Source organism: Holophagales bacterium (genome assembly GCA_016699405.1).
GTDB lineage: Bacteria > Acidobacteriota > Thermoanaerobaculia > Multivoradales > JAGPDF01 > JAAYLR01.
Window position 1 is genome coordinate 1,978,953 of the sequence record CP064972.1, and the last position, 22,021, is coordinate 2,000,973.

General features: G+C 69.8%; 10 protein-coding genes. 6 read left to right on the forward strand and 4 right to left on the reverse strand.

From position 1 onward, the window contains the following. Positions 1–60: 60 nt before the first annotated feature. From IPJ17_08335 to IPJ17_08345, 3 genes are read right to left on the reverse strand one after another with little or no spacing between them, the layout of a single operon-like run. Entirely contained in the window at positions 61–5,439 is a 5,379-nt protein-coding gene (locus tag IPJ17_08335) for a hypothetical protein (GenBank protein QQR75565.1), read from the reverse strand. Beyond that, a complete protein-coding gene (locus IPJ17_08340; GenBank protein QQR75566.1) occupies positions 5,436–6,530 on the reverse strand; it encodes a hypothetical protein in 1,095 nt (364 codons plus the stop codon). Before IPJ17_08340 ends, IPJ17_08335 begins: the two co-directional genes overlap by 4 nt. After that, a complete protein-coding gene (locus IPJ17_08345; protein ID QQR75567.1) occupies positions 6,527–9,169 on the reverse strand; it encodes an IPTL-CTERM sorting domain-containing protein in 2,643 nt (880 codons plus the stop codon). The genes IPJ17_08340 and IPJ17_08345 overlap by 4 nt, the downstream gene beginning before the upstream one ends. 142 nt (positions 9,170–9,311) lie before the next feature. Here IPJ17_08345 and IPJ17_08350 point away from each other — a divergent pair, with 142 nt between their 5' ends. Beyond that, complete coding sequence (locus tag IPJ17_08350; protein ID QQR75568.1) at positions 9,312–10,178, forward strand: DUF4350 domain-containing protein; 867 nt, start codon at positions 9,312–9,314, stop codon at positions 10,176–10,178. Between the two features lie 51 nt (positions 10,179–10,229). On the opposite strand, the gene IPJ17_08355 is transcribed toward IPJ17_08350, so the two are convergent. Further along, complete coding sequence (locus IPJ17_08355; protein ID QQR75569.1) at positions 10,230–12,533, reverse strand: cytochrome c biogenesis protein ResB; 2,304 nt, start codon at positions 12,531–12,533, stop codon at positions 10,230–10,232. A 103-nt stretch (positions 12,534–12,636) separates the two neighbouring features. Between IPJ17_08355 and IPJ17_08360 the strand changes: the two genes are divergently transcribed. From IPJ17_08360 to IPJ17_08380, 5 genes are all read left to right on the forward strand, one after another. After that, complete coding sequence (locus IPJ17_08360; protein ID QQR75570.1) at positions 12,637–14,172, forward strand: hypothetical protein; 1,536 nt, start codon at positions 12,637–12,639, stop codon at positions 14,170–14,172. 4 nt (positions 14,173–14,176) lie between these two features. Continuing rightward, entirely contained in the window at positions 14,177–15,571 is a 1,395-nt protein-coding gene (locus IPJ17_08365; protein QQR75571.1) for a sigma-54-dependent Fis family transcriptional regulator, read from the forward strand. A 307-nt stretch (positions 15,572–15,878) separates the two neighbouring features. Then, on the forward strand, positions 15,879–19,658 hold the full coding sequence (locus IPJ17_08370) for a hypothetical protein (protein ID QQR75572.1): 3,780 nt from the start codon (positions 15,879–15,881) through the stop codon (positions 19,656–19,658). 88 nt (positions 19,659–19,746) lie between these two features. Further along, positions 19,747–20,574 carry a hypothetical protein gene (locus IPJ17_08375; protein QQR75573.1) on the forward strand — a complete coding sequence of 276 codons (828 nt, stop codon included), beginning with the start codon at positions 19,747–19,749 and terminating at the stop codon, positions 20,572–20,574. A 223-nt stretch (positions 20,575–20,797) separates the two neighbouring features. Next, positions 20,798–22,021, forward strand: coding sequence for a hypothetical protein (locus IPJ17_08380; protein ID QQR75574.1), 1,224 nt, complete (start codon positions 20,798–20,800; stop codon positions 22,019–22,021).

Genomic DNA, 22,021 nt, shown 5'->3' on the forward strand with positions numbered 1-22,021 from the left:
GGAAGACACGACGGGCGGGAGCCTCGCGAGGCTTCCCGCCCGTCGAAGATGGCCGAGAGGTCAGTGACCGGTGCCGTTACAGCCGCAGTTGCCCTGGTTCCAAGCCGTCGTGTTGTTGGCCGGGTAGGAGGCGATGTAGAGCTTGCCCGTGGCGGTCAGTGCGCCACGGCCCCAGTAGGGTGCCGCGGTGTCCCAGCCGGCGATCGTGCCGCCCACTCCGGCGGCTGCGCCCGCTGGGGCAACGAGCATTCCCGGCCGGGGTCCCCCGTGCGGGATGGCCGCGTGGCAGTTCCAGCAGGCGACGCGGTGCTCGCCGCGGCTGTAGTGCTGGGTTCCGGTGAACCGACTGCTGGCGAACGAGGAGGAATGGCAGTTGGCGCAGAACGCTCCGGTCGGCATGCCGGTGCTGGTGGCGACCATGGTGCCGTTCCAGGTCGTGTTCGGTCCGCGCAGCAGGAACCCGGCGGTCGAGCCGTGGGGTCCGTTCGGGTCGGTGGTGGTCTCCGATTCGTGGCAGTCGGTGCAGCTCATCAGGTTCCGAGCGCTGGTGCTCCAGGCGATGTTGGTGGTGACGAGGTTCGCCAGGTTGACTGCGCCGAGGTTGCTCCCCGCGGTGGCGAGGATCGGATGGAAGCCTCCTGCCGTCTCTCCGCTGGCCCAGGTGCCGGCGAAATTGCCCACGTTCGCGGGGTTGAACTCCTTGGCGACATCCGTCTCGGCCATCTGCAGCGTGTAGGCCGAGGCCGCGGCAGTGAAGTCCGCGGCGGGGCTGATGGTGAGACTCGTGCCGCTCGCCACCGCCGTCACCAGGTACCAGGTGCCGTTCGTGTTGTTGCGAATGACCCAACCGACATGCGTGTTGGCGTTCCAGGCGGTGCCCGTACCGGTCACGGTCGCGCTGCCGTTGGTGAAAGCGGCCGTGCCGGTCGCGTAGGTCCCGCCGGATGGGGCGGCAGGAGGCACGCCACGGCCGGTCGTGGCCGTGGTTCCCCAGTAGTAGCGGCTGTGGCACTTGAAGCAGAGCGTGGCCTCGAGGTCCGTGCCGGCAACGAGGGTCTTCCGGGTGAAGCTCGCCGCCGTCGTGTCGGTGAAGAAGGCGGGATTCGTCGTCAGTTGCGCTCCCCAGGTCCCCTCGAGCGGCGGCCCGGCGAGGTTCCCCGGCGAGGCGGCGGTGCCGGCCTTGGCCTCGTGCATGTCGTGGCAGTCGATGCAGTTCGAGTGACGGCCGGCGACGCCGAGCATGTTGCCGAGTGCCGCCGAGGCCTCGGCGACGGTGTTGTGCACCGCGTCGGCGTTGGCCGGGTGGTTGCGCGCCTTGGCGATCTGCGTCGCGATGTTCTTGCCGGAGAGGTCGACGCCGGTCGTCCCGTTGCCGTGGCAGTTGTAGCAGACGAAGGTCGACGGCGCTCCGTTGGGGTTCGTCGAGCCGGCGAGCAGCGAGGGGTAGTCGGAGAAGTGGACCGCCTCGAAGAAGATCGAATTGTCTCCCGGGCGGGCGTCGTTGCGACCGGCGTGGCATTTGGTGCAGTTGCGATTGAAGACGCCGCCGTCGTGCTGCGTGTAGGTCCACGCTCCGTAGGCCCCGAAGGTGACGTAGTCGTGGGCCGAGCTGTCGTAGGCGGCCTTGTTGATCGCCGGATGCGAACTGTCGACCGGATTGCGGTGGCAGGAAAGACACATCCCTCCGGCCGTCGGCGCCGACTCGAAATCGGTCTTGTCCTTGGTCGCGCTGGTGCGCGATCCGGCGGCCCGCGAGGTCGCGTTCGTCGCGTCCATGTAGACGTTGTTCTCGTGCGTCGCGGTGGCCGGCGAGGTCAGCGTGTGCGGATGGTCGTTGTGGCAACTGTTGACGCAGGAGCGCAGCGCCGGGCTCACGCCGCCGAGCGTGCCGGTCGTCTCGTCCGGCCACACCAGGCTGTCGTCGCTGAAGGTGTCGAGCGCGATCCGGTGCTTCGTCGCCTTGGCGGAGCCGGTCTGCATGCCGTTCCAGATGTCGGCGTGGCAACCGGCGCAGTTGGCGTTGCCGTCGCTCTCGCCGGCGGCGAAGCCGCGGCCATGGTCGTGACAGGACACGCAGTTGGTCGAGTAGTGCTTGCCGCCGTCGCTGCCGCCGGTGTTGCGGAAGCGCGGCGTCCCGTCGGAGTTCTTCGTCTTGGTGTGGCAGGCCTCGCAGGCGCCGTTGCCGGGCGCGGTGACGGTGGCGAAACTGTAGTCGGCCTTGCCCGTGAGGTTGCGGAAGTCGAGCGCCTTGGGTCCGCTGGCCGGCGTCTGGATCGTCTCCCGGACGAGGTAGAGGTTCGCCGTCTGGTGCGGGGTGTGGCAGGTCAGGCACTCCTCGCTCCACGAGCCGTAGTTGAAGGAGGTCGCCTGGCTCGAGTGCGTGGCCATGGCATGGCAATCGAGGCAGAGCTGCGAGCCGTGCGTGCGGCGCAGCAGCAGACCGTTGCCGGCCGCAGCGGTTCCGCTGTTGTTGACCACGAAGCCCCAGGAGCGCCGTCCGACCGCCGAAGGCGCGGGCGCCGAGTCGGTCGCCTGCACGGTGACGTAATGCTCGCCGTTGGCGAGCGCCGACGTGATGACGTCGAACTCGAAGACTTTGCAGGCGGTCTGTCCTTCGAGGTCGCAGGCGTAGCTGGTGTTCTGGAGGACACCGGTGTTGGCGAGCGTGCCGCCGTCGAGGCCCCAGAGCACGTTGGCGACGGTGACGCCGTCCGGGTCGTAGACCTGGACGCGGAAGCGCTCGACGCCGCCGACCACCGCCCCGGTCGACGGGGCGAGCGGGAGGATCATCGGCGCGGCACCGTTGCCGGTGCAGGCGGTCGTGGAGACCGGGCCGAGCACCTGCGGGCTCGTCCCGCCGAGCAGGCCGTCCGGGTCGTTGTAGGTCACGCGCACGTAATAGGCCGTCGAGGCGGCGAGCCCGGTGGCCAGGCAGAGGCGCGGCGACGGTCCGGCGGCGGCGGGACAGGCCACGGTCTGACTGCCGGACCAGGTGTTCGTCGTGTTGGTCTCGACGAGCACCGAGCCGTCGCCGTCGCCGTCGCCCGAGAAGGGCGCGGTGACGGTGACCTGATGGCAGCCGTTTGCCGTTGCCGAGGCGGTGCCCGGCGTCGTGCGCGTCTCGACGCAAACCGGTGTCGTGACCGGGCCGACGACCTGCGAGGCGCCGCCGACGATCCCGTCGGGGTCAGTGAAGGTGACCCGGTAGTAGTAGGTCGACGTCGCGGCGACCGTCGAGTCGGCGCAGAGTCGTGGCGAGACGCCGGCGAGGTTGGAGCAGACCGCGGTCGCGAACGGACCGCCCGCTGCCGTGCCACGGTCGACGTTGGTGCGGCTGTCGCCGTCGGCGTCGCCGGCGAATGGTGCCGTGACGGTCACCAGGGAACAGGAATCGGGGTCGGCGGACGCGGCCTGGGGCGTCACGCGACAGTCGAGCGTCGCGACCGGTCCGATGACGCGGGGGTTGGTTCCGTTCACGCCGTCGGCGTCGGTGAAGGTCACGCGGAACCAATACGACGAGGCGTTGGCCAGGCCGCTGACCGCGCAGGTCCGGGGGCTCGCTCCGGAAAGACTGGCGCAGGCCGTCGTCCCCGGCCAGCTGTCGGAGGTGTTGAGCTCCACCTTCGTCGAGCCGTTGGTGTTGGCGTCGCCGGTGAACGGCGCGCTGACCGAGATGGCGGTGCACGACGTCGCGCTCGCGGTGGGCGCTCCCGTCGTCGTGCAGTCGGCCGTGACGGCGAGGTTGGTGACCGTCTGCGGGTTGGTGCCACTGACGCCGAAGGCATCGGCGAAGGTGACCTCGAGGTCGTAGCTGCCCGGGGCGAGGCCGGTGACCGAGATGGCGTAGGGCGACGCGGCGTGCGGCAACGCGACCGCCGAGGACCAGGTCCCTGTCCCCGTCGGTGTGCGATAGCGGTAGGAGAGAGTGTTGCTGGCGTCGAGGTCCTGCGTGTAGGGGGCACTGACGCTGAGCGAGCCGCAGGGGCCGCCGCTGGCGGTGACGGTCCCGGGGAGCGTGCAGGCGGTCAAGGCGATGCCGGTGACCGTCTGCACCTGGGTCCCGGAGCCGAGACCGTCGGGATCGTTGTAGGTGATCTCGACGTCGTAGGTCTCCCCGCAGATCAGGTTGCCGATCGTGGCAGCGTACGGTGAGGCGGCGTGGGCCAGGCTGATCGGTCCGACCCAGGCGCCGGCACCGCTCGGCGTGCGATAGCGGTAGGAAAGCGTGTTGTCGCCGTCGAGGTCGAGGGTGTAGGGGGCGGAGAGGGCGATCGAGGGCGTGGTCCCGGCAGTCGCCGCGGCGCTCGCCGTGCCCGCGCCGGTGCAGCTCGTTCCGGCGGTGACGTTGGTCACGGTCTGCGGGTTGGTGCCGGAGACGCCGTCGACGTCGACGTAGGTGACCTCGACGTCGTAGGTGGCGCCGAAGGTGAGCCCCGCGATGACGAAGGCGTAGGGCGAGGCGCTGTGCGCGAGATTCGTCGCCGCGGTCCAGGCGCCGCTCCCGCTCGGCGTGCGGTAGCGATAGGAGAGCGTGTTGTCGTTGTCGCTGTCGCCGGTGTACGGAGCCGAGACGCTGATCGAGGAGCAGCCGGAGGAGGTCGCCGTGACGGTTCCGACCGAGGTGGCGGTCGCGGCCGCAGCCGGGCGCAGCGAGGCGACGACGAGCGCCGAGCGAGTGCCGGTCGTGCCGCCGAAGCCGACGCTGGAACCGCTGGCGTAGCTCCCGGCTGCTGGGTGCATCGCGGTGGCGGCGACGAAGCTCGAATGACCATTGCTGGTCGTGCCGACGAGTTGGGAGAACGCCGGCGTCACCGCCGGCAAGGTCATCGTGGCCGGACTGCCGCCATTGGCTGCTGCGTAGAAGGTCAGCCCGTTGACGACGTAGTTGATCGTCGCGCCGAAGGTGACGGAGGTCGCCGCCGTCGCGACGGCGTTGGAGCTGTTGATCGGCGTCGCCTGGTCGACCCCACTGTAGGAGCCCCAATGGACGTGCAGGCCGGTGACGGTGTTCCCCGATACGGCATACTGCACCGAGAGCGTCGCCGGGAAGGTCGGGAACTGCGAGCTCGTCATCCGACCGACCCAGCAGTGCTCGCGTGCCGACGTCGCCGACGTGCTGCCGACCGTGGCGAGCGCCGTGCCGCCCAGCGTGACGTTCATCGTCGTGACCGTCACGTTGCTGTTGCTGACCTCGAGGCAGACCGCGGCGAGGAAGATCCGGTCGGTGCCAGCCGACACGGACAGCGAGCCGGCGTTCACCGTGCCCGAGGCGTTGCCTGGTGCCGTCGACGAAATGTTCGTCCATCCATTGAGGATCGAGACCTGGGCCGCAGCCGGCGCGCTGATCGTCAGGTTCAAGATGAGGGCGAAGGCGAAGCTGGCTGCGGTTGCGGCCGAGAGGGTGCGCGGGGCGGGTGGAGCGGCCGGCGCAGCGTTCATCGCACGTCCTCCGTCGAGGTGTTGCTGTCGGCCCGGTGGACGCCGTGACAGCTCAGGCATTGCAACCGCCCTCCGGCGTCGAGCGGGTAGTCGTTGCTGAGATTGCCGTCGCGCCCGACCGAGCCCTGTGGCGCGCCGTTGCCGTCGAGCGGCACGGCGCGGTCGTAGCCGAGCCCGTTGACGTTGAGCGCCACGCCCACCGGGTGGCTCTTCTTCGTCCCGTCCCAGGTGTGGAGCGCCGTGTGGTCCATCTCCCAGCTGCGATGGCAGTCGCGACAGAACTTGACGCCGGTCGCGTTGTCGCCGGCGTCGAGTGCGTGTCGCAGGAACGGCCAACTCGCCGAGAACTGCCAGCGTTCGTGGAGCGCGAAGCTCCCGGCGGTGAAGGTCGCCGTGATTCCGTCGGCGAGGGTGACCGGTGTGGTCGCCGCGGTCAGGCAGGCGGCGACCGCGCCGTTCGGCGGATCGCAGGCCGCCGGTTCCCAGGTGACGCCGTTGTCCTTCGAGAAGCCGAAGCGAGCCGTGGTCTGCGCGCCGCCGGTGGCGATCTCGACGAGGTACCAGGAGCTCGCCGGACCGAGCGGCGTGCCGCCGGAAAGGAGCGTTCCGGTCGTCCCGAGATCGGTGATCTTCTGCGCCGGCGAGACGCGCGGCGTGCCCCCGTTCGTCGAGCCGCCCGAGTGCTGATCGTGGCAGGTCGAACAGACGACGTTGCCATTGAGGACGCGCTGTGCCATCGCCGTGTCGAGCGGCAGCTGCGTGCCGAGCGCGGCGTTCACCGCGGTCCGGTCGAAGGCGTGAGAGGTCCCGCTCACTCCGGGCACCGCCCGGTCGGAATCGGAGACCGACAGGGCGTTGGCGAGCCCGGAGGGGCTGTGACAGGTCTGGCAGAGGTTCACGTTGCTCGCCGCGCTGGTGAGGCTGCCGCCGGGAGCCCCGTGAACGGTGTGGCATTGCAGCGTGCAGTTGATCTGGAACGACGCGCTGGCCCAGTGGGGAGGCTCGGCGGCGAAGCCCGGCGTCGCCGCGGTGGCGACGAGCGCAGCGAGTGCTGCGAACGGGGCGAACGGGAGCAGGCGGCAGCGGCTCATCCGGCGGTCCTCCCTCGCAAGGCCACGGCGCCTGCGGCGGCGACGAGCAGCGCGAAGAGCGCCAGGCCCCACTCCGACAGCGTCGGGATTTCGATCAGGATGGTTCCTTCGCCTTCGCCCTCGAAGGCGGTCGAGGCCACGGCCGCGCCGTTCAGCGTGCGCGCGGCGAGTGAACCGAAGGCGCGGCCGGGCGTTGCTGGCTGGAAGACCACCGCGAAGCGGCAACTGCCTCCGGGTTCGAGGGTCGCCGAGCTGCAGCGGTCTTCGACGAGCAGGAAGCGATCGGCGGCTTCCTCGGACGCGGCGAGCGGGGCGACGACGACGGTCTCGTCGCCGCGATTGCTGAGATCGAAGAAGCGCATCGAGCTCGCTTCACCGACGCGCGTGAGGCCGAAGTCGAACTCCGGCGGGTCGATGGCGAGCGCTGGGCCGACTCCGCGGCCGGTCAGCGTCGCGACGACCGGGCTGTGCGGGCTCGACGAGGCGACGAGGATCCGCCCGGTGGTCGTGCCCGGGCCGCCGGGTGCGAACTGAACCGTGAGCTCGCAGGAGCCGCGGGCCGGGAGAACCGCCGGGCAGGAGTGCGCCAGGGCGAACTCTCCGGTGACCTGGATCCCCGCCAGCGCGAGCGGCGCCGTGCCCGGGTTGATCAGGAGCACGCGCCTGGCCTCCCCGAGGCGACCGATCGGCTGATTGCCGAAATCGACCGCCGCCGGCGAGAGGAGCGAGTCGGCACCCACGGAGCCGGTGCCGGTGAGGGAGACCGTGCGAATGACACCGTCGCTCGTCTCGAGGGCGAGACGTCCGGAGCGGGCCCCCGGGAGGCTCGGAGAGAACGTCACCTCGAAGGTGCAGGAGGCGCCGGGCTCGAGCGCCGCCGGGCAGCGGGGTGCCACCGCGAAGTCCCCTTCGGCGCGCACGCCGACGATGCCGAGCGGCGTGCTGCTGCCGTTGGCGAGCTGAACGAGCTGCGGAGCGCTAGCCGAGTCGACCGGCTGTTCGCCGAAGGTGAGCGCGGCGGGCGTGGCGGAGATCGACTCGACGCGAGGCAGCGGAACGGTCGGGGCCGCGGCGTCGAGGCGGAAGACCTCGAGGCTCGGCGTGTTGGTCGAGGCCACCACGAGGCGATCGAAGGCCACCGCCAGCCCGCTGGGCGTCTTGAACCGCCCGAGCTGGTCGCCCCAGGTGCCGAGCGCCTCCCTCACCGTTCCGTCCGGGTTGAAGACCTGGACGCGGCTCTGGTACGGATCGCTCGCGTAGACCAGCCCGTCGCCGTCCACCGCCACGTCGTCGAGGGCGGTGAACTTGCCGAGCGCCGAACCGGTCCCGCCGAACGTGAGCAGGAGGGTCGCGCCGGTGCTGTCGAAGAGCTTGATCTGGCCGTGGCCACTGTCTGCCACGACGATCCGCCCATCGGGCATGAAGTCCACTCCCGCCGGGCTGAGGAACGTCGCCGGGCTGTCGCCGGTGCTGCCGAAGGCGGACTGGAGCTCGAGGCTGGCGTCGTAGATCACCACCCGCCCGGTCGGCCGGTGGAGCACGGCGACCCGTTGGCGCACCGGATCCACCGCGATGTCGGAGACCTCGCCGAGGTCCCCTGGGTCCGGAAGCGACTGGATCAGGTTGCCGGAGCGGTCGAGCGCAAGCGCCTTGCCGTCACCCAGGCCGACGATCACGCGCCCTTGCCAGTCGCTGGCGATGGCGGTGGCCAGCGGCTGGGCGAACGAATGGCTAGGTGCGCCGTTGCCGAGGTGGAAGAAGCGGACGACGCCCGAGCCCCGGTCGACGGCCAGCAATTCGCCGAGCCGACCGATGGCCACCCGATGGGGGGTGGCCAGGCTGCCGCGCAAGCGTCGTTCGGACGCGGCGCCGGAGATCGAGAGGCGCAGCAGTCCGCTGGCCTGGCCGCCGTTCGGATCGTTGGCGCGGCAGGTGACGGTGGCGAGACCCGGTGTCGCGCCGGAGAACTGTGCGGCGCCGCCCGCGGCCGGTGTGACCACACCGAGGTCGGTCGACCAGGAGTAGGTGATCGCGCCGCCCTCCGGATCCGTCGCCTCGCACGTCAGCGCGGTGCTCTCGCCGGGGAAGATCACAGAGCTCTGGGCGCTCAGCGCCTGGAGCTGCGGGGGCATGTTGGGGGGATCGGAGACCTGGAGCGCGAGCGTCCGGGTGTCGGTCTGCCGGGTGGAGCCGCTGCAGCCGAAGGTTCCGCCGTTGTCGGAGAGGCTGACGGTGATCGTGTAGGTGCCGGCCGTCGTGGGCGCGCGCCAGGTCATCTCCGCGTGGTAGGGCGAGCCGGGGGTCCCGTTCGCGGTGGTCACCACCGAGCCGCCCGAGATCGTCCAGCGCGTCAGGTCGGAGCGCACGATCTGGCCGCAGCCGCTCGTGCAGCTCGTCGGCAGGGGGCCGCAGTCGGGGTCGTGGGCGTCGACCGCGAAGGCGACCGTCTCGCCGGGCCGGACGGCCGGGGGAGAGGCAGAGTAGAGATCGAAAGCAGGAGGGGAGGCCAGCGCCGCCGCCGCCAGGGCTAGCGAGCCCGCGATGGCCAGCGCAGAACGGGCCGCGAGCGACCCTGTCCGTTGCTCCGACTGCGTAGAAACGCCCATTTTCCGAGGCCGGCCGCGGCAAATGCCCCACATGAGGGTCAACCCTCCTTGTCTGACTGCCCGTGGTGCAACGACCGGGCCACCCCGGAAGGTCCGGTGGCGGCGTCCTCGGTCGGATCGGCCGTAGGATCGGGGCTCGGCGTCAGCCGACACCCCTGGTCGGAGATCTCATCACATGAAGCCCTCTCGTGGTTCGTTGCTGGCCGCAGTCTTCTCGATGGTGGTCGCCGCCGGCGCTGGCGCCGATGCGCAGCTGTCCGCCCGGACGGCCCCGGGGCCGGCGGCGGGGCGGCCGGTCGTGCTCTTCGACGAAGGGCACGACCAGCGCTTCCGGGTCGGCAGCCGTGGCGCTCTCGACCTGTCCCGGCTCGGGGCCTTCTTCTCCTCGGCCGGCGGCCAGGTCGACGCGACGGCGTCGAAGATCACTCCGGAGGGGCTGGCGAAGGCCGAGGTCCTGGTGGTCAGCGGGGCGTTCCGCCCGATTGCGCCCGACGAGATCGAAGCGGTCCTCGGGTTCCTCGACCGTGGCGGCCGGCTCGCCGTCCTCCTGCACATCGCCCCGCCGGTCGCCGACCTCCTGCACCGGCTCGGTGTCTCGGTGTCGAATGGGATCCTGCGCGAGGAGGGCGCAGCGATCGGCGGGGAGGCGATCAACCTCACGGTGAGTCGACTCGCGACGCATCCGGTCAACGCCGGCCTCGCGAGCTTCGGGATCTTCGGCAGTTGGGCGCTCCTGCCGACGGCCACGGGCGTCACGGCGCTCGCGGAGACCGGACCGCAGGCGTGGGTCGACCTGAACCGGTCGGGCACCTTCGAGAAGGGCGACGCACGGCAGCGCTTCGCCGTCGCGTTGGTGGGGCAGCGCGGTGCCGGCCGCTTCGTCGTCTTCGGCGACGACGCGGTCTTTCAGAACCAGATCCTGGCCGAACGCGTCGACAACCGGCGACTGGCCGGCAACCTGGCTCGGTGGTTGGTGCTCCGGCAGCCGGCCGCCACGCTGGCGCTGCGAGGCTCTCCGAGCGTCGACCCGACGGCTCGTTGAGGGGCGCGCCCGCCCTCCGTGCGGAGGGCGGGGGTCGGCTCGTCGGACCTCTCAGGCGAGGTCGGGGGTCCCGGCGAGGCGCCGCCGGTGAGCCAGCACGCCGGCGGTGAGGAAGACGGCCTCGACCAGGGCGACGATCAGCATGATGCGAACCAGGTTCGAGCTGCCGAACCCGTAGGAGTGGAGCCCCGAGGCCAGCACGAAGTTGACCCCGAGGTAGGTCATCAAGATCGTCCAGAAGGCGGCGATCGACCAGGCGGCGACGGCGAAGCTCTGGATCTGTCCGTCGCTGCGGGCGTGCAGGATCGCCATGTAGGCCAGGAACGCCACGAGCGACCAGACCTCCTTGGGATCCCAGCCCCAGTAGCGTCCCCACGACGAAGCAGCCCAGATCGACCCGGTGAGAATCCCGGTGAGCAGCAGGATCGAGCCGACGTGGGTGTACCAGTAGAGCATCTCGCTCCAGCGCGTGGCGAGGTCACGACGCGCCGGCGCGAAGATCTCGGCGCCGACCACGAGGTGGCCGAACAGGGTGACGATCGCCAGGCAGGCGTAGCCGATCATGATGATCGGCACGTGGATGGCGAGCCACGGCGTGCCCGAGAGCACCGGCGGCATCGGGTGGATGAACGGATCGATCGGCAGCAGGTCGAGAAGCGCGGTGGCGAGCGCCGACATCGCAGCGGCGTTGAACAGCAGCATGCGGTTCCTCAGCGCGATGCCGAGGATGCCGACGAGCGCCACGCCCCAGCCGAGGAAGAGCATCGACTCGTACATGTTCGACGCGGGAACACGCCCGGCGATCTGCCAGCGGGTGGCGAGCCCCCAGGTCAGCACGGCGAAGCCGGCGAGATGAGCGATGCGGGCGACCCACTCGAGGCGCCAGCGGTCGCGCTCGAGCGTGAACGCCGCCGCGAGAGCGGCCGGGACAAGCAGCAGCCAGCCGAGGCGAGTGGGCCGGCGTGCGTTGTAGCCGATCTCGCGGTCGATCGCGTCGCCGGTCGGGTAGTGGGCCGGGGCGTTGGCCCGCACCTGGGATTCGAGGGCGGCGAGGGCGGCGGCGCTCCGCGCGCCGGTCGGGACCTGCCAGGCGCCGTTGGGGTCGGCGGCGGGCAGAGCGCGGATCGCTTCGCCGCGGAAGTAGGCGTCGAGCACACCGAGCCGCTCCTCGGCGGCCATCAACTCCTTCTCCTCGGCCGTCGGCTTGGCCTCGTCGGCGTCGAGCCGGGCGTGCATTTGCCGCGACGCGGCGAGCAGCGACTGGCTCTCGACGAGCGAACGGAACGAGGTGTAGCGCGTTCCCTGGGGCAACCCGGCGACCTGGGCCACCTCGGCGGAGACCTTGACGATCGGCTCGTTCGACCAGCCCTGCGGATCGGCGCTCCAGCCGAGGGCCATCGCCACCGGATCGATGCCGGGCCAGGCGCGCTTGCCGGTGACCTTGCGCACCCCTTCGCGAGCCTGCGTGTCGAAGGGCATCGTGCGGCCGTCGTGCTGCACCGGCAGCGTGCGCACGCGCGCCGCGGAGGCGGCGTCGGGAATCTGGGCTCCATCGGCGGGTGACACGGCGGCGAGGCCGAGCACGGCCAGCACGACCGCTCCCGCGCGCGCCGCCAGGCCACGCGACGTCCCGCGCGCCTGCATCTGCTGGGCTTCGCGGTGCTGTGCGAGACGGGTGACGAAGACGACGATCATTCCGGCCACCAGCAGGACGTAGCCGAGGAAGACGATCGCCTGGCCGGGGTCGCGAGAAACCGAGAGGATCGTCGCTTCGCGGCCGTTCTCGATCTGGTAGCTGCTCTGGAAGAACTCGTAGCCGCCGTAGGTGAGCGGCTTGTTCATCTCGATGACCGCGGCGTGCTCGCCAGCGGCCGGGTCGACCACCGTCACCCGGCTGCGGAACATCGACGGCATCATCGTGCCCGGGTAGCGGTCGATCTCGAAGGAGTCGACCCGCACCACGAACGGCAGGTCGAAGCTCTTCGCTCCGCCCGGTGCGGCGTCGCGCAGGAAGACCTTCGCGGAGCTCTGACCCTCCCAGATCGGCAACTGACCCTCGACCTTGAAGACCGCCGTCGTCAGCGCGCCGCCGAGGATGATCAGCATCGACAGGTGGGTGACGGCGAAGCCGACCCGATAGCGGTTCTGCGGCCAGCGGTCGATGAGCGCGGCGATCAGGTTGAGCGCGAAAAGCCCCTGCAGCGCGAAGAACCACGGGGCGTAGTAGATCGAGCGCGCCTGCTCGGCGCCTTTCAACGACTCGAGAATGGTCCCCGCCGACAGCACGACCGCGATCAGCAGCACCAGCACCACGGTCAGCTTCAACGAGCCCAAAGTCTGAATTGCCTTGGTCACGACGGCCTCCTCGCCTTCAAAGGGTGAAGCATATCGTCCGGAGGGCTCAGCGGGGCAGCCTCTGCTCCGCGAGGGTGGGGGCGCTGGCGTATAGTCGCCGGCCGTGACGCAACGTCCTGCGGGCCCCCGGAAGGGCGGTCGGAGCGACTGGCGGGTCGACCCGGCGCGCTTCCGCCTGCTCGCGGTGATGGTGCCGCTGCATCTCCTGGCCTTCCTGGCGCTCTACCTGACCGCGGTGCGGCTCCTAGAGGACGCCTACGGGCGGGCCGGCATCGAGGGAGCCCGCCAGCGGCTCGATCATGCCGTCCAGGAGATGCCGTTCTTCGTGCCGCAAGGGCATGCCGGCCGCAACCCCCATCTCTTCGTCCACGCCCTGGCGGCGCATCGCGACATCGACCTGCAGCTCTTCGACCGGCACGGCCATCCGCTCGGCGTCGGCGTGCTGCCGCCGTCGGCGTTCGTGCCCGACGTCCGCGAGTTCCTCGCCTCGGGACGCCCCGAGCAGGTCTGGATCGAGCGGTGGGGCCAGCGCGACATCGTCCAGGGGCTCACCCGTCTCACCTCGGGACCCACCTGCACGCCGTGCCACGCGGCCGGCGAGCCGCTCGGCGCGGCCGCGATGCGCCTCGACTTCACCGCTCCGCTCGCCGCGATGCGCGGCAGTCTGCGGTTCAAGCTGGCCCTGTTGGTCGCCGCCTGGGCAGGCCTCCTCGGCCTGACCGGCGCGCTCGTGCGGCGGACGGTTCAACGCTCGGGGGCGCGCTTGCGCGCCGACCTCGATGCGGCAGAGCGCGGTCGTCAGCAGGACACGCCGGCACGCGGCCTCTGGGTTCTCGATCCGGTGTCGGCGGAGATCCACCGCTCGCTGCGCGAGTTCCTCGCTCGCCGCCGGGAGCACGAGGCCGAGGTGGCGTCTCGTCTGGCGCACGTCGACCAGCTCGCCCATCTCGGCGAGCTCGCCGCCGGGCTCGCCCACGAGATCAAGAACCCGCTGGCCGGAATCCAGGGGGCGCTCGAAGTGCTGCGCGACGACGTGGGGGAGGACGCGGACCGGGTCCATCTCTACGAGGAGATGCTCGCCGAGCTGCGGCGCGTCAACGTCATTCTCCAGCGCCTCCTCGAGTCGGGGAGGCCGGCGCCGTTGCGGGTGATCGACGTCGACCCCGCGACGCTGGTGCGCGACACGGTCGACCTGCTGGCACCGGGCATGCGGCGCAAAGGCGTGCAGCTCTCGGCCGAGCTCGCGCCGGAGCTGCCGGTCCTCCGCGTGGACCCGGCGAAGATCCGGCAGGTGCTGGTCAATCTGATCCAGAACGCCGCCGAGGCGATGCGCGGCGGCGGCGAGGTCACGGTGCGGGCGAGCTGTCTGCTCTCGGCCGGCGAGGTCGTGCTCGAGGTGGCGGACAACGGTCCGGGCATCGTGGCGGGCGACCTCGAACGGATCTTCCAGCCGTTCTTCACCACGAAGTTCACCGGGACCGGTCTCGGGTTGGCCATCTCCAAGTCGCTCGTCGAGCAGCACGGCGGCCGGATCGAGGTCGACTCCGAGCCCGGTCGTGGAACACGGATGTTCGTCTTCTTCCCCTGCCCGGTCGCTCTGGCGAGCGAGCCGACGGGCGAAGGAGAGGAGAGGAGATAGGCGGATGGCGCTGGTCCTGATCGTCGAGGACGAAAAGCTGCTGCGCTGGGCGCTCGAGCAGCAGCTCAAGCGCGCCGGCCACACGGTGCACGTCGCCGGCGACCTCGCGGCAGCGGCCGATCACCTCTCGAAGCACCAGCCCGAGGTCGTGCTGCTCGATCTCGGGTTGCCCGACGGTCACGGCCTCGACTTCTACGAGACGAACCGGGAACGGCTGGCCGAGAGCGTCGTGATCGTGATGACCGCTCTCGGACAGGTGGAAGAGGCCGTTCGGGCGATGAAGCTCGGGGCGCTCGACTTTCTCTCCAAGCCGGTCGATCAGGCCGATCTGGTGCGGCTGGTCGACCGCTCGATCCACGTGCGCGGCGAGCGGCTCGAAGCGCAAGCGGCGCGCACCTCGCGCGAACGCGTCCTGCGCCAGGAAGTGGTTGCCGTCTCGCCAGCCTTTCGCGAGGCCGTGGAGACCGCCGAGCAGGTCGCGGGCGCGGAGGTGGCGACGATCCTCCTGCTCGGCGAGAGCGGCTCGGGCAAGAACGTGCTGGCGCGCCACATCCACGCCCTCTCGTCACGCCGTGCCCGGCCGCTGCTCGAGGTCAGTTGCGCGACGATTCCGGAGAACCTCCTCGAGAGCGAGCTGTTCGGCCACGAGAAGGGCGCCTTCACCGACGCCAAGGGGTTCAAGCTCGGGACGTTCGAGCTCGCCGATGGCGGCACGGTGGTGCTCGACGAGATCGGCGAGCTGCGGCTCGACCTCCAGGCCAAGCTACTGCACTTTCTCGAAGAGCGGCGCTTCCGCCGTGTCGGCGGCACGCGCGAGATCATCGTCGACGTCCGCGTGATCGCCCTGACCAATCGCGACCTCCAGACCATGGTGCGGGAGAAGCTCTTCCGCGGCGATCTCTACTATCGCCTGAGCGTCTTCCCGATCCGCCTGCCGGCGCTGCGCGAGCGGCGCGAAGACATCGTGCCGCTCGCCCAGCATTTCCTTTCCTCGCTCGGTCCGAAGCTCGGGCGGCGCTTCGCCGGTCTCGAGCGCGAGGCGGAGAACCGCCTGCTCACCTACGGATGGCCGGGCAACGTGCGCGAGCTGCGCAACGTCGTCGAACGCGCCATGGTGCTCGAGCGGGGCGAGCGGCTCTCGGCGCGCAGCCTGGTGCTCGACTGGGAGAGCGACGCGCCACCGGAGCGTGGCGAGCCGGGGACCGGGGGAGCCGCGAGGAGTAGCGGCATGCCCTCGGGCATCGTGCCGCTCGAGGAGCTCGAGCGCGAGATGTTGATCCGCGCGATGCGCGCCACCGGCGACAACCAGACTCGTGCCGCCGAGCTCCTCGGCGTCAGCCGTGACCAGTTGCGCTACCGGCTCAAGAAGTTCGGCATGCGCGACGACGAGTCGCAGTAGCCCCTGCCTGCCCGGGTAGGTTGTACGCCTACCCTGACGGCCGGGTTCGGCCGCAAAGGGGCTGCGTGATATCCCCCAGTCGCTGGGGAAAAGCGCCCGTGAAATTCCGACAGTCGATGGGGGACCGACGCCGGGCATCGCCGGTCGGGCACGGTTGCGGCGTTGCCAAGGCCCGTTTAAACGGGCCTTTGGCGCCACTCTCGAGATCGAGTCGCAGACGGAGGCGCCGACATCTTCAGTGATGGAAGGGCGGGCACGGGCCTTGCTCTTCGACCGGCGAGGCATTCCCCAGAGGAGACTCGACAACATGAACCTGACCCCCAAGAGCCGCATGAAGACGACGATCTTCATGGCGCTGCTCGCGCTGGCCGTCGCCGGAAGCGCGGTGGCCCAGATCCGTTATCTCGACGACGGCGCGATTCCGAACAACCGTGGCGGCTGGGACCTCCCGCCGCAGGGCACCTGTCCGGCCGGAGCTGCCAACAGCTACACCGGCATCGACACCCGCCCCGAGTGCGTTGCCCTGCGCCTGAACATCGTGCAGGCGAGCTGCACCAGCGGGAACAACCTTTCGTGGACCACCAGCGGCGTCTGCAACGACCTCGTGAACACCACGCAGGTCACCTGCGAGCTGGCGCCGGACCGTCTCTGGAACCCGGGCACCAGCACCTGCGCCGTCGTGATGATGGACGACGACCGCAACAACGTGGTCTGCGCCCAGCACGGCGGCACGTGGGTCACCACCGGTACCTGCACCGGCAGCTGGATCATGCCGGCTCGCACCGCCTATCAGCCGACCCTGCTCTCCGGCAACGGCGCTGGCGACCAGTGCCTGCGCTGCCACAACGACGTCACGCAGTACAACGGCCCGCGCGTCCGCGACACCGAGGACACCCTCTACATGGGCCACAAGAACATGGCCCGCAAGGTCGGCGTCTGCAGCGATCGCAACTACGCCAGCGAGACGGCCTGCACCACCGCCGGTCAGACCTGGTCGTACCAGAAGAAGGGCGGCCCGCCGTTCTCCTGCAGCAACGCGCTCTACACCGACGAGGAGTCGTGCGAGCAGAACGGCGCCACCTGGGATCCCGAGGAGTATCACGCCACCGATACCGGCCAAGTGTTCGACTGGCCGAACGGTAACGTCGATGTCTCGGGGACCCCGCGCCGGGTGAAGTGGATCTACGGCGACTGGCTCGCCGCCCTGCCGCGCGCCATCTACGAAGCGCCGGCGGCGACGACCAAGACCTGCACCAACCCGCTCTACACCACCCAGGCGACCTGCGAAGCCAACAGCGGCACGTGGGTGTTCAACGCCGGCGCCTCGTACTCCTGCGGCCGTTGCCACACCACCGGCTGGTCGAGCGACGCGACGATCAACGCGAGCAAGGAGCCCGAGAAGTCGTTCCCCGGCGTGACCTGGGATCGCAACTCGAGCGCCGGCTTCGGCGTCGTCAACCTGACCGGCGGCGTTTCGGGCGATGGCAACAAGTATTCGTCCTGGGACGTCTGGGGCATCAGCTGCACGCGGTGCCACAACTCGGTCGTCGACATGAGCCTCGTATCGTGCGGCGGGCTGGTCCAGGCCACCTGCACCACGCTCGGCGGCTCCTGGAGCTCGCCGAACTGCTCGAACATCTCGCCCACGGCCTGCACGACAAACGGCGGAACGATCAACAACTACGTGGCCCCGAGCGGTCGCTCGAGCCATCACAACAACCTGACCGCGGCCGATGCCGGCGGCGGTGTCTGCACGAAGACGGACTACACGAGCGAGTCGACCTGCACGGGTGCCGGTGGCTCCTGGCTGACCGCCTGCAGCGTGAACCCGACGGCTGGCGTCTGCACCTACGGCGCGGCGACCTCGGCCAACTGCACGACCGCCGGCGGAAGCTGGTTTGCCGTCGCGGGTTGGTGCAGCAACGCCTTCTACACCACGCAGGCGACCTGCACGGCCAACGCCTACACCTGGCAGGACGGCTGGTGCACCACGGCCGACGCGATCGGCACCTGCTCGGGCGGCTCGGGCAACACCGCCAAGACCTGGCGTGCGAACGGCACCCAGGCTTCGTGCCAGGTGGCGAGCGCGACCTGGTCGTATTCGAAGTGCTCGCTCGAAGGCTTCTGCAACAAGGGCACGAACGTCACCGACAAGGCCACCTGTGACGGCCTCGGCGGCCAGTTCGCCTACGCCACCGACATCATCCGTTGCGACGACGCCGGCGGCACCTGGACCGGCAGCAACTCGACGCGCGGCCAGATCATCACCCGGCTGTGCATGGACTGCCACCGCCAGGAGACGAGCGGCGTGCCGTACGCCAACACGGGCACCTCGGCGCAGCCGGATCTCAGCCTGTCGAATCCCGGCACCTACGTGAAGGTCGGTCCGTACCACGGCTCGATCGTCCCGGTCAGCCACCCGCACGGCAATCAGTTCCTGAACAGCCCGCACGCGCGGTTCAGCGGCACCTTCAACCAGATCGCCACCGCGAAGAACTACTCGGGCTACAACAGCTACTTCATGTTCGACGGCGAGGCGGCCAACACCGGAAACGGCTGCACCGGCTGCCACGACGTTCACGCCTCCACGGTGGCGAGCGAGACGGCGATCCACGAGGAGTGCACCGAGTGCCACGCCGGCCCGTACGCCGTGTCGCTCACCAAGATCAAGCACGGTGGTGGCCCGGGGACGCCGCTCGAGAACATGGCGACCAAGCCGGCCGAGGCCTGCGAGGTTTGCCACATGCCGGAAGGGCTGCACCTCTGGCGCATCAACACTTCGGCTTCGTACTCGACCTTCCCGGCGGCGGCTCTCACCGCGACCGTGAACGCGAGCACGTATCCGGAGACCTCGTCCTGGGGCACGAAGAACGACGCGGTCTGGGTCGACGTCGACCACGCCTGCGGTCAGTGCCATGGCGGCGGCTCGAGCTACCTCGCCACCACCGGCACCACGGTCTCGGGTTCGAACGTCGTGACGGTGCCGAGCACGGCCGGCCTGGCGGTTGGCCAGCGCGTGCGGATCACCGGCGCGGGCGCCCTTTATTACGACGACCTGGGCGTCGGCCGTCGCGAGGACCTCGACAGCTACATCGGCACGATCCCGAGCTCGACCACCTTCACGCTGAACAACGGGACGGCGCCGCTCTCCATCAGCAACACGCCGGTGGTGCAGAACGCGACGAAGAACGGTGCGCTCTACCGCACCAAGGCTGCGCTCGCGGTGCTCGCCTTCGGCATGCACAGCGGTGCGAACACCAACCCGCCGACGCCGGCCTTTACCTACGCGCTGGCGCTGCCGGCCAAGCTCCACCTCGACGTCGATGCCACGACCTCCTACTGCGGCAACGGGGCGTGCACCAGCTTCGAGTGGAACTGGGGCGACGGGACGGCCAACACGGTGACCGCCGTGGCGACCGCCTCGCACGACTACGCGCCGAGCGTCAACGGCCGGATCGTCGTCACCCTGACGGCCTCCAAGGTCGGCATCGGTGGCTCGGTCTCGAAGACGATCGCGGTCGGCACCTCGCCGGCTCCGACGGTCGGGATCACCTGTGGCAACCTCGTCGTCGACCAGAACACCTGGGTGGCGACGATCACGGACAGCTCCGCGCTCACCAACATCAAGCAGGTGGTGGTGAACTGGGGTGACGGAACGGTGCTGACGAACCTGAAGACTCCGTTCTCCAGTCCGCTCGTCGCCACGCACACCTTCCTGTCGCCGCCGTCGGCCGCGCTGCCGAGCGGCTTCCAGGTCCAGTACAAGGTGATCGACACCAGCGGGCGCTTCGGAACGCTGACCTGCCCGGTCACGACGACGGATATCCACTACTTCTACGTCGCCGGCACGGTGCTCAACGGCGTCACGCCGGTGGCCTCGGCCGCCGTCACGTTGAAGCGCGGAGCGGCGATCGTCGGACAGGCCTTCACCAACGCCTCGGGGCAGTTCACCTTCGGCACGTTGGCGACTCCGACCCTGAAGCCCGGAAGCTACACGATCACGGTCACCAAGACCGGCTTGGTCTTCCCGTCGACGCCCCTGACGCTCGGGCCGAACAGCGGGGCCGTGAACATCCTGGCGAACTGAAACCTGGCAGGGCGGCGGGAAAGCTCCCGCCGCCCTGCCTTGCGATCCCGAACAGAGCTTGGAACCGAAGGATTACCGGAGGAAAGAAATGAAGAAGATCGCAAAGGGCCTGCTGATGGTCGCCCTCGGGCTTCTCGTCGCCACGGCCGCCAACGCCTACGATCCGACCACGTACGTCGCCGGCTCGGGAGTCAACAACACCGCGCACGACCTGAGCGTGCCCGGCATCCACGGCATGAACTATCCGGCCAGCCCGGCCGACCCGTATCAGCGCATGTGCATCTGGTGCCACGCGCCGCACAACACCTACCGCGCCAGCGTCGCCAACGGCGGACCGAACGGTCTCGGCGCCGGCCCGCAGGCCTCGGACGCGTTCGACTACCTGCCGCTGTGGAACCACACGCTGCAGTCGGACACGGCCTACTCGATGTACTGGAACGGCACCGGCGCTCCGCAGACGGGCGCGAACGCCTCCCAGGCGATCGCTCTGACGATGACCCCCGGCAGCACCTCGCTGCTCTGCCTGAGCTGCCATGACGGCAGCGTGGCGGTCAACGCCTACGGCAACGTGAACCAGCCGGCCACCTCGCAGAGCGGCGGCGGCATCCCGATCAGCCCGGGCTACGTGATCGGTCAGGATCTCTACCTCGGCAACCACCATCCGATCGGCTTCTCCTACGCCGCCGCGGCCTCGATCGACACCGGCCTGCGCCCGGTCACCACGGTGATGACGCAGGGCGGATCGACGATCGCCGATCACCTCTACGGCGTCGGCGGCACGGTCGAGTGCGGCACCTGCCACTCGGTCCACAACCAGGGCAACACCGGTGAGGAGTTCCTCTGGCGGAGCGACCGGCAGAGCCGGCTCTGCACCACCTGCCACACCAAGGGCGCTTACTCGAACACGTTCCCGTAAGGCCTGAGCCCAGCGGAACCCTGACCGCGAGGGGGAAAGGGCGACCTTTCCCCCTCGCGTCGCGTAGAGGGGGGGGATCTTGAACGCAGTGGACACTGGCGCCAGGTGCGCGGACGGCAGTCAGCCCGTGGCGTGCGCGAGCCCGCGATCGGGCTGCCGTAGAATCGCGCCTCGCGGCGCCAGGCGAAGGGTCTGGCGGCTCGCGTTCTCCGGGAGCTCGACGATGCCTTCACTCCGATTCCCCACCGTCGCCGCCGTCCTGCGGCGGCCTTTCGCCGCGGCGCTGCTCTGTGCGGCCTGTGCGAGCGCTCCGCCGCCGCCGCACGAGGCGCCGATCTTCTTCCCTGGGCCGCCGGCGTTGCCGCGGGTGCAGTTTCTGGCCTCCTTCAACGGTCGTTCCGACATCGAGACGCAGAGCAAATTCGATCGCTTCGTGGTCGGCGAGCAGCCCGACTTGCGGCTCGAGAAGCCCTACGGCGTGGCGATGTTCGACGGCCGGATCTATGTCTGCGACTCCAACGTCACGGTCGTGGTGTTCGACTTGCAGGCGAACCGCTTCGGTGCGCTCAAGGGGGCGGTCGGCCCCGGCAAGCTGATCCAGCCGCTGAACATCAGCATCGAGCCGGACGGCACCAAGTACGTTGCCGATCCCGAGCGCGGCCAGGTGGTGGTCTTCAACCGCGCCGACGAGTACGTCCGGGCCTTCGGGGTCCCCGGCCAATGGCGACCGGTCGACGCCGTGCCGTTCGAGGGGCGGCTCTACGTGGTCGACACGGCGAAGCGCCGGATCCAGGTGCTCGACAAGGAGACCGGCGAGCCGGTCAAGGCGATCGGCGACTCCGGCGAGCCGGGAGACCAGCTGGTTCGCCCCACCAACATCGTCTTCGACGCCACCGGCACGCTGTACGTCACCGACGCCGGTCGCTTCCAGGTCGTCAAGTACGATCGCGACGGTCACTTCAAGGGGACGGTCGGCAAGCTCGGCGACAACCTCGGCCACTTCGCGCGGCCGAAGGGTGCGGCGGTCGATCGCGAAGGGCACCTTCTGGTGGTCGATGCGGCGTTCAACAACGTCCAGATGTTCAACCGCGAGGGACGTCTCCTGATGTTCTTCGGCGGCGCGAGCGAGCAGAGCGCCCCCGGCAGCCTGACTCTGCCGGCGAAGGTGTCGCTCGACTTCGACAATCTCAAGTACTTCCGTGATCGCGTTGCCCCGGGGTTCGAGCCCGAGTTCCTGATTCTCGTCACCAGCCAGTTCGGATCGCGCCTCGTCAACGTCTTCGCCTACGGACACGAGAAGGGGCGGCACTACCCGACGGAGGCCGAGATCCAGAAGGAGATCGAGGCACGCCGCAAGCGCGAGAGCCCCGTCACTCCGGAGGCTCCGCCCGCTCCGACGCCGACCCCTCCCGCGACCGGCGCTGCGCCGCCACCGCCGACGGACTGA

Bases quoted from the DNA above. Each gene is read 5' to 3' on its own strand.
- IPJ17_08335 (QQR75565.1), bottom strand. From the start codon at position 5,439: ATGAACGCTGCGCCGGCCGCTCCACCCGCCCCGCGCACCCTCTCGGCC.
- IPJ17_08340 (QQR75566.1), bottom strand. From the start codon at position 6,530: ATGAGCCGCTGCCGCCTGCTCCCGTTCGCCCCGTTCGCAGCACTCGCT.
- IPJ17_08345 (QQR75567.1), bottom strand. From the start codon at position 9,169: ATGTGGGGCATTTGCCGCGGCCGGCCTCGGAAAATGGGCGTTTCTACG.
- IPJ17_08350 (QQR75568.1), top strand. From the start codon at position 9,312: ATGAAGCCCTCTCGTGGTTCGTTGCTGGCCGCAGTCTTCTCGATGGTG.
- IPJ17_08365 (QQR75571.1), top strand. From the start codon at position 14,177: ATGGCGCTGGTCCTGATCGTCGAGGACGAAAAGCTGCTGCGCTGGGCG.
- IPJ17_08370 (QQR75572.1), top strand. From the start codon at position 15,879: ATGAACCTGACCCCCAAGAGCCGCATGAAGACGACGATCTTCATGGCG.
- IPJ17_08375 (QQR75573.1), top strand. From the start codon at position 19,747: ATGAAGAAGATCGCAAAGGGCCTGCTGATGGTCGCCCTCGGGCTTCTC.
- IPJ17_08380 (QQR75574.1), top strand. From the start codon at position 20,798: ATGCCTTCACTCCGATTCCCCACCGTCGCCGCCGTCCTGCGGCGGCCT.